The sequence below is a fragment of the Leptotrichia sp. oral taxon 417 genome (assembly GCF_013394865.1).
Classification (GTDB): Bacteria; Fusobacteriota; Fusobacteriia; order Fusobacteriales; family Leptotrichiaceae; genus Leptotrichia; species Leptotrichia wadei_A.
The window spans coordinates 1,619,322-1,632,679 of the sequence record NZ_JABXYV010000001.1 but is presented as its reverse complement, the minus strand read 5'-3'; the positions used below and the strand labels follow the sequence as shown (position 1 = coordinate 1,632,679).

The window sequence follows — 13,358 nt, the reverse complement described above, 5'->3', positions numbered from 1 at the left end:
ATATAAACTTAAGGTTTGGGTTAAATAGTCATAATTTTTGAGTTCGATTTTAATTTAATAAGGAGTGTGAAGATGAATTTTCCAGAACCATTAAAACGAGGAGATAAAGTATTTTTAGTCTGTACTTCTTCGCCTATTCTAGGGGAAGATATTGAGAAATGTAAGGAAGTTGTAAAAAAGTTGGGATTTGAGCCTGTGCTGGGGGAGAGCCTTTTTGAAGATATTGGTGGATATATGGCGGGAACACCTGAAATTAGAGTAAAGGATTTGCATAGAGCTTTTTCTGATGATGAGATTAAGGGGATTTTTTGCGTGAAAGGTGGGTTTAGTGCTTCACAGCTTTTGGATAAGCTGGATTATGAATTGATAAAAAATAATCCGAAGGTTTTTGTAGGATATAGCGATGTTACTAATTTGAATATTGTTTTTAATCAGAAGTGTAATTTGGGAACTTTTCATGGACCGATGGTAAAATCGAATATGTTTGATGATTTCAGTGATTTTACGAAAAAATCTTTTTTGGATGTATTAGATAAGAAAAAAGGAGAAAAATGGAAATTTGAAAATCCGATAGATGAAGAAAGTGGAATGGAAAAGAAAATTTTACTCTTAAATAAGAAAGATTTTGAAAATAAAAAAATAAGCGGTGAAATAGTTGGAGGGAATTTATCAATAATTGTTACAACTTTGGGAACTGATTATGAAATTGATACAAAGGGGAAAATACTTTTTATTGAGGAAATTGAGGAGGAAATAAGCAGAATTGATAGAATGATGACTCATTTGAAATATGCTGGGAAATTTGATGATTGTAATGGAGTTTTATTTGGAAATTTTGCAGGATGTGAGAATACTTATGGGGAAAATTATGAGCTGATGGATCTTTTGAAGAATTTTTTTAAAGATTACGAAAAACCTGTAATTTATGGGCTTGAAAGCGGACATGAAAAGCCTGATCTAGTTACGGTTCCGCTTGGGGCTAAATGCAGCGTAGAAATTGGGGAAGATGAGAATGAGATTTATTTTAAAAAATAGTTTCTAACTAAATGATCACTATTGTAAAAATGGTGATTATTTTTTAGTGAAAAAAAAACACAATTTTGTCAAAAATAAATGGTAAAATAAGACAAAAATGTTATAATTTTTTAACTTAAATCTGAGAAAAGATAAGTAACTAAAAAGAAAGGAGAGTAAATGGTAAAAATAAATAGAAAGTTTCAAGTTTTATTTGTTTCATTTATTTTAGGACTGAGGAGTTTTGCAGTCAGTGTAGATGACTTAATTGCAGAATATGAAAAAAATTCATATACTACAAAAATAAATGAGAAAAATATGAAAAAGTATGATATTAAAGAAAAAGCTTTAAAAAATGGTGATTGGAATGAAGTCAGTGTAAATTCAGATGAGAATTATTCGTTGCATGGTCAGGCTAATGGATTGACGATGGATAATAATGTGAAGTATGGAAATTTTTATTATAAAAATAGTTATAATTTTAGGACTAAGGAACTTACAGAAAATAAAATTGGAATTTCTAAAACTTTGAATGATTATTTTGGATATAGTGATAATAGTTATAATAAAAAAACAAATCAAATTTCTCGTGATATTCAAAAAATTACAAATGAAACTACTAAAAATGGAGAGATCCGTGATTTGATTGATTTGTATAAAAATTATAAAAATAAGCAGAAGGAGATTGAGCAGGAAGCACTTACGGTGGATGATACAAAAAAAGATTATGCGATTCAAACTAAAAAATATGAGGTTGGAACAGCGTCTCAATATGACTATGAGTTGGCAAAAACAGAGTATGAAAATTCGCAGTTGAAGTATGATAATCTTGGTAGAGAATTAAAGATTTTGGGAGAGCAGTTTATGATTTACAATGTTAAATTGCCTGAAAAAGAAAAATTGGATGATTTAAAGAAGGAGGAATTGAAAAAAGAAGACTTTTATGAGCTTAGATTATCTGAAGCAGAAGCAATAGAATTAAATACGAAACTTAATGAAGAGCAAATTAAAAAAGAGAATATTGATTATAAATATCCAAAATTAACAGGAGATTTGGGGTATTCGTTAAAGGATCATTCGGTTGTTGCGGGACTTTCTGTTTCTAAAACTTTTAAAAGATATAACGATACGATTGAAGATTTGAAAAATGAAAAAGAAAAATTAGAATTACAGTATGAACAGAAGAAAAATGAATTGGTATCAAATGTTGGACAGCAGATGATAACTTATACAACTTATCAGACGAATGAATTAACTGCAGAAAATACGATGAATATTAAGAAGAAAGAGTATGAAATTTATGCGAAAAGATATGAATTGGGAGTTGATACTTATTCAAATTATGTAGAAAAACGAAATAATTATAAAAAGGCTGTAATTGATTATGAAACGGCTAAAAATGAATTGGCGGCATTTACGAAAAAAATAAAATATTATAAATAATATTATATCTAAATTTTATAAAAAAATTAAAAATTATATTTTAGTTATTTAACGACAAGGAGTTTGGAGATTTTATGAAGAAGAATTTATAATAAGTTTACTTTTAAATAAAGAATAGCATAAAAAGAGAAAAAATAAAAAGAGGTGATTTTGTGAAGAAAAATTATATTTTAAAAGATAAAAAAAATATTGCAAAAATATTTTCGATTTTTGTTGTTTTATTATTTTGTCTAATCAGCTGTGGAAAAAAGGAAGAAGGAATAGAATATGAAGTAACAAAAGTTGGTATGGGAGATATTTCATTATCAGTTTCAAAGACAGGGCAAGTTGTATCGGATAATGTAGTGTCAGTTTATACGAGTTCCAGCCAAAGAGTAAAAGATGTATTTTTTAAAACGGGTGATAATGTAAAAAAGGGAGATGTAGTTGTTACATTTTATCCAGCTGATAAAAATGAAACTTTAAGAAAAATACAGATGAAAAATTTGGAAATTCAAAAATATGAAAGAAATTTAGCTAGTGCTCAAAGTTCCCTTAGAAGAAAAAAAGAAACTAAAAGTTTGGAAATTCAGCAAAAGTCACGAGATTTGCATAACGCTGAAGAGCTTTACAAAGTTGGAGGGGAAACTAGGGTTAATGTGGATGATGCAAGAAAAGCATTAAGAACTTCTAAGCTAGAATCAGACACCGTTGATAGCGAAGAAAGAACTAACATAGAAGACGCAAGAACAGCACTAAAAACTGCAAAATTAGAATTGGCGACATTACAGGAGGATATGACGCTTATAAAAAATGAAATAACAAGTCCAGTAGATGGAGTTATTACAGAAATGACTGCTGATGAAAACTATAAAGTAAATACAGAATCAACTTTATTTAAAGTATCAGATTCTAAAAATATGAAAGTTGAAGTGAGTCTTTCTGACACGCAGGTAAAGAATATAGAAGTAGGGCAAAGAGTGGAAATCACATCGGATGCACTGCCTAAGGGAGAAAAAGTGGAAGGATATGTGTCACAAATTGCGGGAGTGGCAAAGAAAAGTGAGAATTTAGATGAAAGTGACACGACTGTTACTATAAAAATGAATGATACTAAAAATTTAAGACCAGGAACTACAATAAGTGCCACAATTTTTTATGAAGAGAAAAGAAATGTTGTAAAAGTTCCATATAGTGCAGTAATGAATGAAAATGGAAAATACTTCGTATTTACAGTTGGGAAAGATAAAAAAATTACAAAAAAAGAAGTAAAAGTAGGAGTTAGTGATGAAAGCAACTATGAAATAACTTCAGGTTTAAACATGGGAGAAAGTATAATTTCTGTTGTTGATGAAACACTGAAGGATGGTCAAAAGATAAAAATTGCAGATCCTAAAAAGCCTAAAAAAGATAATAAAAAAATAATAAAATCACAAGATGTAGAGAGTGTACCAGCAGGCGAGGCAGCACCAGGAGGTCCTGGGCCTATGTAAAATTGTGTGAAAAATTTAAAATTTGATAAAGGAATTATAAATTTATGATAGATGTAAAAAATATTGTGAAAACGTATAAAAATGGGAATTTGGAATTAACTGTATTAAAGGGGCTTAATCTATCAGTTAAAAAAGGAGAACTTGTTGCATTTATGGGTCCAAGTGGAAGTGGAAAATCCACTCTTATGAACATTTTGGGGTGTCTTGACAGCCTGACTTCAGGAACATATATTTTAGATGGTCAAGATGTTTCCAGAATAAAGGGCGATGCACTGGCAAAAGTGAGAAACGAAAAAATTGGGTTTGTATTTCAGACTTTTAATTTGCTTCCTAAAATGAATGCTGTTGAAAATGTTGCACTTCCAGCACTTTATGCAGGAGTGAAAAAGTCTGAAAGAACAAAAAGAGCAATAGAAGCACTTGAGAGTGTGGGACTTGGGGATAGAATCCACCATAAGCCGAATGAGATGTCTGGAGGACAAAGGCAAAGAGTTGCAATTGCAAGAGCCATCATTAATAATCCAAGTATACTTTTGGCAGATGAGCCAACTGGAAATTTAGATTCCAAATCAACTGAGGAAATTTTGGAAATCTTTAAAAAACTGAATGATAAAGGAACAACGATTGTAATGGTAACTCATGAAGAAGATGTGGCCGAGCATTGTAAAAGAATTATTAGATTAAAAGACGGCGTGATTGAAAAAGATGAAATTGTTGTAAATCGGAGAGGAGGCTAAATGGATTTTTTAGAGTCGTTAAAGTTGTCTTTGTCCAACTTGCTTAGCTATAAAGTGAGGTCATTTTTGACGATGTTAGGTATAATAATTGGAATTGGAGCAGTTATTATGATGTCATCGTTAGGAGCTGGAATGAAGCAAAATATAACAGGGGACTTGAATAAGCTGGGAGTGGGAAATTTCAATGTTTCAATTGACACTTCTCCTGGACAAACTTATAAAACTGAAGATTTGATGACGGAAAAAGATATTGAAAATATAAAAAAAATAGAAGAAGTTGAAGCAGTCAGTCCAACTTCCAGTGCCTTTGCTAGAATTGAAATCGAAGGAAATACAAAAATGTTTATGGGAACGGGAGTTACACAAGATTATTTTAAAATATCAAATTTTACTATAGTAAAAGGAAGAAAATTTTTACCAAGTGAGTATAAAAAAGATGGAAGGTTCATAATAATTGACAGTTCTACAGCAGAGCAGCTTTATCCAGATGAAAACCCGATAGGAAAAAAGGTAACTCTAAACTTTAAAAAGAACAGATATGAATTAGTCATTGTTGGAGTGTATAAAGATCCCTATTCAAGTCTAAATTTTGGAGGTGGAGGAGGTGCTCCATCAAGCGGACTTATACCAAATCAGTTTTTAGTATTTATTAACGGAGGAGAACAGAATAAATTTGAAGAATTGCAAGTAAAGGCAACTTCTGCAAATTCTTTAAATATTGCAATGGCGGAAGTTAAAGATTTAATGTCAAGAAGAGGAAGTTCTTCTGATAAGTATAATGTGAGATCAGAAAGTTCGGGATTAGATCAATTTAATAATATTTTAAATATGGTAACTTTATTTATCAGTGGAGTCGCTGGAATTTCATTATTTGTTGGTGGAATTGGAGTTATGAATATTATGCTTGTCAGTGTTACAGAAAGAATAAGGGAAGTTGGTCTAAGGAAAGCGTTGGGGGCTAGAACAAAGGACATTCTTGTGCAGTTTTTGATTGAAGCGGTAATTTTAACATTTTTTGGAGGTATAATTGGAGTTGCAATTGGATATTCTTTGGCACTTCTAATCGGTATATTTATTAAGACATCTCCAATATTAAGCCCAGGTGTAGTACTTGTATGTATATTTGTTTCTACAATTATTGGACTTTTATTTGGAGTTTATCCAGCTAAAAAGGCAGCGGCATTAGAACCAATGGAGGCGTTAAGGACTGATTAATGCTTGATTACAGTTTAAAATTTAAATAATTATTAAATAAATTTAGTAAAAATAAAAATTGATTATTCTAAAAGTTAATTAGGATAATCTTTTTTTTAATTTTTGAAGAAAATATGATATAATGTATTTGGATTTTTTTTAAGTAAATTGATAGTTTTATTTTTTTTTACTATATTAATATTGTTTATACTAAACCCTATTAAAAAATAGTATTATTTTAAAAGATTATAAAAAATAAAAAAATAAAAATTGAGAAATATTGTAATAAAATTTTATAGAATTTAAAAAAGAGTTAAGAATATAAAAGGAGATGATAAAAATGCCAAAAAATAAATATATTGATATGGATATAACAAATTTGCCAACACCAGCGTTTATAGTAGATGAGAGATTGCTTAAAAGAAATCTTGAAATTCTAAAAAGTGTAATTGACAGGACAGGATGTAAAATATTACTTGCACAAAAGGGATTTTCAATGTTTTATTTTTATCCGCTAATTGGGAAATATTTGAATGGAACTACGGCAAGTTCGCTGTTTGAAGCAAGACTTGGGTATGAGGAAATGGAATTGAAAAATACGGAAAGAAAACTGGAAACACATATTTTTAATCCATCTTACAGGGAAGATGAATTTGATGAAATTATGGAAATTACAAATCATATTGTGTTTAATTCCTTTAATCAATGGAGAAAATTTAAAGATAAAGTAAGGGAATTTGAAGAAAAAAATGGTAAAAAAATTAGTTGCGGGCTTAGATTGAATCCAGAATTTTCTGAAGTTGAAACAGAAATTTATAATCCAGCGGGAAGATTTTCCAGATTTGGAGTGACGCTTGAAAATTTTAGGGAAGATGAGCTTGAAGGATTAGATGGATTTCATTTTCATGCGCTTTGTGAGCAAAATTCAGATGCCTTGGAAAATGTGCTGAAGATTTTTGAAAAAAAATTCGGGAAATATTTGTATGATATGAAATGGCTGAATTTTGGGGGTGGACATCATATTACAAGGGCGGATTATGATGTTGAAAAACTTATAAAATGGATAAATTATATTAAAGAAAAATATGATGTTGAAGTTTATTTGGAGCCTGGTGAAGCAGTTGCACTAAATACAGGATTTTTGGTTTCAGAAGTTTTGGATATTACAAAAAATGAGATGGATATTTTGTTGATGGATACTTCAGCTTCTTGTCACATGCCAGATGTAATTGAAATGCCGTATCGTCCATTTATTTTTGGTTCAGGAATGCCAGGAGAAAAAAAATATACTTATAGATTGGGAGGGCCTACTTGCCTTGCTGGAGATATAATTGGTGATTATTCCTTTGATGAGCCGGTAAAAGTGGGAGATAAGCTGATTTTTACTGATATGGCACATTACAGTATGGTAAAGACAAATACTTTTAATGGGATAAATTTGCCTGCGATTGCGGTTTATACTGAAAAAGGCGGAGTTGAGGTTATTAGAAGATTTACGTATGAGGATTTTAGAAATAGATTGTCGTAATTTTTAAGTTAAATAATTAAAATTAAATATAAAAAATATTAAATATAAGTACAATAGACAAAAGGCATAATAAATGATATAATAAGTAAATTTTGACTAAAATATATAACTTAATTTAGAGGAATAAAAAATAATAATGAAAAAGATGATTATAGATAGAAGAAAAAGTATAATGCTTGTGATGACTTGTATTATTTTTATGATGACTTATTCAAGTTTGATAGGAACGCCTAGTTTTAGCCATAAATTGAGTGTTTTTGTAAATGAGAACAATTTGAGCCATGAAGATATTAGGGATCTGATTGTGAAGATTAATCAGTTTAAGAGCAGGGATAATAGGCGCTTTACACAAGAACTGGAAAAGATTGGGAAAAGGAAGGAAAAGGAAAAAAATAATAATAACTTGTTTTTTTTGTTTAAAGGGAATCAGGATATTATTTATTTTGTAAATAAAAATTATCAGGATGATGGTAAAATTTCTGGAGGTTCCCAAGATATTTATGCTTTTTTTAGTAAAAAGAATGAGAATAATTTGAGAATACGTGAATAAAAACTGAATATTTTGTAATAAATGGATTTAATATATAATTTGAAAAATTTAATATGAGAAAGGAAAAATTATAAAATATGTTAAAAAAATTAGGAGAAAAAATATTTGGTACATCAGATGATAGAGAAATAAAAAAAATGCAGAAATTAGTAAATAAAATTAATGAAATTGAACCGATTTTTGAAAAACTGACAGATGAGCAGCTGCAGCATAAAACTGTGGAATTTAAAGAAAGACTGGCAAAGGAGTCACTTGATGACATATTGGTGGAAGCATTTGCGACAGTGAGAGAAACTGCTAAAAGACTATTAGGAATGCGTCATTATGATGTTCAGCTTATTGGTGGAATGATTCTGCATAAGGGAAGTATTGCGGAAATGAAGACAGGGGAAGGAAAAACCCTTATGTCAACACTTGCAATTTATTTAAACGCATTGCCAGGAAAAGGAGTTCATGTTGTAACGGTTAATGATTATCTTGCAAAGCGGGATAGAGATATTATGGCGGGACTTTTTGAGTTTTTAGGGCTAACTTCAGGAGTTGTTGTTGGAAATATTACGCCAGAACAAAGAAAAAATGCATATAACTGTGATATTACTTATGGAACTAACAATGAATTTGGATTTGACTATCTGAGAGATAATATGGTTGGAGAACTTGATGAGAAGGTTCAACGTGGGCATAATTATGTTATTGTCGATGAAATAGATTCGATTTTGATTGATGAAGCGAGAACGCCGCTTATTATTTCGGGAGCTGCTGAAGAAACTACAGAGTGGTATAACACTTTTGCAGAAGTTGCTAAAAAACTTAAAAGAAGTTACAAGACTGAAGAAATTAAAGATAAGAAAAATACAGTTATCCCTGATGAAGACTGGGAAGACTATGAAGTTGATGAAAAGTCGCATACGGTTACGATTACTGATAAAGGGATTAAAAATGTTGAAAGAATATTGAAAATTGAAAATTTGTATTCGCCAGAATATGTTGAACTGACACATTTTTTGACACAGGCATTGAAAGCAAAGGAATTATTTAAACTAGATAGAGATTATATTATTAACGATGATAATGAAGTTATTATAGTTGATGAATTTACTGGGCGTCTTATGGAAGGAAGACGTTATTCAGATGGGCTGCATCAGGCTATAGAAGCTAAGGAAAAATTGGAAGTTGCAGGAGAAAATCAGACACTTGCGACAATTACACTGCAAAACTATTTTAGAATGTATGAAAAACTTTCTGGAATGACAGGGACTGCAAAAACAGAAGAAGATGAATTTAAACAAATTTATAAGTTAAAAGTTATTGTAGTGCCTACAAATAGACCTGTAGCCAGAGTTGACCTGCCAGATGTAATCTATATGAATAAAAATGCTAAATATAAAGCAATTGCAAGAAAAATAGAAGAGCTTTATGAAAAGGGACAGCCAGTTCTTGTCGGTACAGCTTCAATACAACATTCTGAAGAAGTATCAGCACTTCTTAAAAAGGCAAAAATTCCGCATGAAATATTAAATGCAAAACATCACGAAAGAGAAGCGGAAATCATAGCACAGGCTGGACGTTTTAAAACAGTAACGATTGCGACAAATATGGCAGGACGTGGAACAGATATAAAACTTGGTGGAGATGCAGAGTCTTTTGCTACAAAAGTTGCAGTTAAGGGAACACCAGAATATGAAGATGTTTATAAAACTTATGCGAAGGAATGTGAAGAGGACAAAAAACGGGTTATCGAAGCTGGAGGGCTGTTTATTTTAGGAACTGAAAGACACGAAAGCAGACGTATTGACAATCAGTTAAGAGGACGTGCTGGACGTCAAGGAGATCCAGGAACATCTGAATTTTATTTGTCGCTAGATGATGACTTGATGAGATTGTTTGGTGGAGATAAGTTAAAAGCAATGATGAAAATGTTAAAAATTGACGAAGATGAGGAAATTCGTCATAAACAAATCAGTAAATCTGTAGAAAATGCGCAAAAACGTATTGAAAGCAGAAACTTTTCATCAAGAAAAAGCCTTATTGAATATGATGATGTAAACAATACTCAAAGGGAAGTTGTCTATGAACAAAGAGATGCCATTTTGAAAAATGAAAATCTTAAGGAGTTGATTACTGGAATGATTTCAGATACAGTGGACGATATTGTAAATTCAGCTTACGTTGGTGAAGGCAATGGAGAAAAGGACTTTAATTTATTGGCAGACAAACTTCAAGAAACATTTGAATATGAAATTTCAGAAGATTTACAAGATGCAAGCGCTGAAGAAATTTCTGACAAAGTTTATGATGACTTGATAAAAGTTTATGATGAAAAGGAAGAAGCTGTTGGAAGTGAAGTATTTAGAAGAATCGAAAGATATATTATGTTAGAAGTGCTAGATTCCAAATGGCGACAACATTTGAAGGATTTGACAGAACTGCGTGAAGGAATAAGATTGCGTTCTTATGGACAAAGAAATCCAATTCACGATTATAAAATCGTAGCTTTTGATGTTTATAATGAAATGATAGATGCAATAAAACGTGAAACAAGTTCATTTATCCTTAAACTAAGAGTTCGTAGCGAAGAAGATACAAATAATTTGACACATGAAGAAGTTTCAAATGTAAAATACGAACATAATGAAAATGAAATGATTGGTGACGATGTTTCAAATGATGCGGCAAACGAACCAAGACGTCCGCTTTCACGAAGAGAAAGAAGAGAACGTGAAAGAAGAAATGTATAAAAATAAAAGTATTTGATTAATAAAAACTACACTTAATACTAAACCTATTTAAAAGACAGAGATTATATACGCTAACAAGGGGTTTTGACCTCCTTGCAAAAAAATTTATGATTAATCTGCTATTTAAATGGAAAATAGTATAGAGTGTAGTTTTTTTATTCAATTATTTCTAAAATAGCTTCTGGTTTTTCAACTTTTTCTTTAGTCAGTTCAAAAGCCTCCAAGACCATATTTTGAGATTCGATTATATTTTTATTGTCGTTATAGTAAATTTCAGCAATTTTTTCATTTTTCGCAATTTTTTCTCCTGCTTTCTTAAAAATATTTATTCCCGCTGAATGATCGATTTCATCTCCTTTTTTAGCACGTCCAGCCCCAATAATCATTGCAGCCTTCCCAATTTTTTCTGTTTTTATTCTTTTTATATATCCTGCACTTTCAGAAAAAATTTCCATTTTATATTTGGCTTCTGGAAGCAAATCGTAATTATTTACAAGTTCCTTATTTCCGCCGCTTTCTCCAATAAATTCACCTAATATCCGTAATGCGCTTCCATTTTTTATAACTTTGTCTATTTTTTCATAAGCCTCGCAAAGTTCTGATATTTCACCTTTTTCCTTTAATGCAAGAACTGCGATTGTATAGACAACTTTTTTCACATCATCAGCACAGTTTCCCTTTAAAAATTCTATCGCCTCAATAATTTCATTCGCATTTCCAACTGCATATCCCAGCGGCTCATCCATATTGCTAAGTACAACCTTAACTTTTCTGCCTGCTCCTTTGCCAATTTCCATCATTCGTTCTGCTAATTTTTTAGCTTGATACAAATTTTTCATAAAAGCTCCATCTCCAACTTTTACATCAAGAATTATAACATCTGAATGAATTGCCAGTTTTTTGCTCATAATACTGCTTGCAATTAGCGGAATACTTGGAACAGTTGCCGTAACATCACGTAAAGAGTATAATTTTTTGTCAAGAGGGACAATTTTATTGCTGTAGCCCATAAGACCAATTCCAGTTTTGTTGGCAATTTTTGTAATTTCTTCTTTTGTCGTTGAAAATTTAAAGCCTTGAATTGATTCAAATTTGTCAATTGTTCCGCCAGTATGTCCAAGACCCTTTCCAGATAGCTTTACATTTGCCATTCCAAGTGCCGATAAAATAGGAGAAAGAATAACTGTAACTTTATCGCCAACCCCGCCAGTACTGTGCTTGTCCACAAGAAACCTATTTATTTCCTCAAATTTTATAGTATCTCCAGAATCTCGCATTAACATTGTAAATTTTAACAATTCATTTTTTGTCATATCGTTGAAATAAACAGCCATAAGAAATGCCGCCATCTGATAATCGGGTATATTTCCCGATAAATACCCATTTAATAAAAATTCAATTTCCGTTTCTGAAAGTTCGTTATTATCACGCTTTTTTTGAATTATGTCGACTGCTCTCATAAAATCATCTCCTATTTAATTTTAAATTTTCTAATAAAGAAAAGGCTGTAAAAGAATGATATTTAATTTTTATATCAATTCTAAAACAGCCGTTGGTAATTTTTTGAATTTAAAGAAATATTATCTAATATAGATGTCAAATAATTATATTTATTGCTTTGAAATTATATTGAAGGTTTTACTACAATTTTTCCATCTTTAATATCTTGTTTAATTTGTTCAAGACGTTTGATGTTTTCTTCACCAATTTTATCCTTTGTAAATTCAAAGTCTGTAGTTCCTACTCCATTTTCCTTGATTCCGAAAGTTTGGACTTTTGCTTGGAATTTTCCTTCAACAGTAGATTTTATAACATCAAATACTGCATTGTCAACATATTTCATCATAGAAGTTAAGATTGTTCCAGGATACAGGGAATCTTGGTTAGAATCTACACCAATTCCATAAACATTTTTTTCTTTAACTGCTTGGAATACTCCAAGTCCGCTTGCTCCAGCTGCGTGATAAATTACATCTGCACCTTGTTGAATTAATGTTTCTGTTTTTGCTTTAGCTGATGCCTGGTCATTGAAAGAATTGCTTCCTCCGATATAAACAGGTAAAACTTTGATACTAGGTTTTACATATCTTGCACCTTGTGCATATCCAGCATAAAATCTGTTAATTAGTTCAGATTCATTTGCTCCGACAAATCCAATAGTTCCTGTCTTGTCCATCATTCCGGCTAATGCACCTACAAGGAATGATCCTTCATGTTCTTTAAACAAGATAGAAGTAACATTTGGAAGGCCAGTTACAGTTTCGTCAATTATTGCAAATTTTTGATCAGGGAATGCTTTTGCTACTGCAACTAACGAATCTTTCATTGTATAACCAACTGCGATAATCAAGTCAAATTCTCCAGTTTCTGCAAATTGTGTCAAAGCATTCTTTGCTTCTGTCGCTGGATCTTTTGGCTCATATTCTTTAAAAGAAATCCCAAGTTCCTTCTGAGCCTTTTGCAATCCTCTAAAAGTTGCATCATTAAATGATTTGTCACCTTTTCCACCTGTAGAGTAAACTACTGCAACAGATTTTTTAGAATTTGTTGAGTCAGTAAAAGTTTTTCCATCTTTTACCTGCTCTCCAGTAGCTGGCTTATTTCCACAAGATGCGATTAACATTAGTGCAAAAATTACACTAAAAATTGTTACAATTCTTTTCATTTTCTCCTCCTAAAAAT

The 13,358-nt window shown here is 31.1% G+C and carries 10 protein-coding genes; 8 read left to right on the top strand and 2 right to left on the bottom strand.

Annotation, left to right across the window (positions count from 1 at the left end):
* Positions 1-72 precede the first annotated feature (72 nt).
* From HW276_RS07490 to secA, 8 genes are all read left to right on the top strand, one after another.
* Complete coding sequence (locus HW276_RS07490; RefSeq protein ID WP_178938009.1) at positions 73-1,035, top strand: LD-carboxypeptidase; 963 nt, start codon at positions 73-75, stop codon at positions 1,033-1,035.
* Between the two features lie 159 nt (positions 1,036-1,194).
* Positions 1,195-2,457, top strand: coding sequence for a TolC family protein (locus HW276_RS07485; protein WP_178938008.1), 1,263 nt, complete (start codon positions 1,195-1,197; stop codon positions 2,455-2,457).
* Between the two features lie 152 nt (positions 2,458-2,609).
* Positions 2,610-3,929, top strand: a complete 1,320-nt coding sequence (locus HW276_RS07480) for an efflux RND transporter periplasmic adaptor subunit (RefSeq protein ID WP_178938007.1) — start codon at positions 2,610-2,612, stop codon at positions 3,927-3,929.
* Positions 3,930-3,973: 44 nt separating this feature from the next.
* Positions 3,974-4,666, top strand: a complete 693-nt coding sequence (locus HW276_RS07475; protein ID WP_021746030.1) for an ABC transporter ATP-binding protein — start codon at positions 3,974-3,976, stop codon at positions 4,664-4,666.
* The gene (locus HW276_RS07470; protein ID WP_178938006.1) at positions 4,667-5,881 is read left to right on the top strand and encodes an ABC transporter permease; all 1,215 of its coding nucleotides are present in this window, start codon (positions 4,667-4,669) and stop codon (positions 5,879-5,881) included.
* 319 nt (positions 5,882-6,200) lie between these two features.
* Positions 6,201-7,388 (top strand): carboxynorspermidine decarboxylase, encoded by a 1,188-nt coding sequence (gene nspC / locus HW276_RS07465; protein ID WP_178938005.1) that lies wholly within the window; start codon positions 6,201-6,203, stop codon positions 7,386-7,388.
* Between the two features lie 136 nt (positions 7,389-7,524).
* On the top strand, positions 7,525-7,938 hold the full coding sequence (locus HW276_RS07460; protein ID WP_178938004.1) for a hypothetical protein: 414 nt from the start codon (positions 7,525-7,527) through the stop codon (positions 7,936-7,938).
* A 77-nt stretch (positions 7,939-8,015) separates the two neighbouring features.
* Entirely contained in the window at positions 8,016-10,676 is a 2,661-nt protein-coding gene (gene secA, locus HW276_RS07455; protein ID WP_178938003.1) for a preprotein translocase subunit SecA, read from the top strand.
* A gap of 155 nt (positions 10,677-10,831) precedes the next feature.
* Here secA and HW276_RS07450 read toward each other — a convergent pair whose 3' ends face one another.
* Complete coding sequence (locus HW276_RS07450; RefSeq protein ID WP_178938002.1) at positions 10,832-12,136, bottom strand: thymidine phosphorylase; 1,305 nt, start codon at positions 12,134-12,136, stop codon at positions 10,832-10,834.
* A 164-nt stretch (positions 12,137-12,300) separates the two neighbouring features.
* On the bottom strand, positions 12,301-13,341 hold the full coding sequence (locus HW276_RS07445) for a BMP family protein (protein WP_178938001.1): 1,041 nt from the start codon (positions 13,339-13,341) through the stop codon (positions 12,301-12,303).
* Positions 13,342-13,358: the final 17 nt, after the last annotated feature.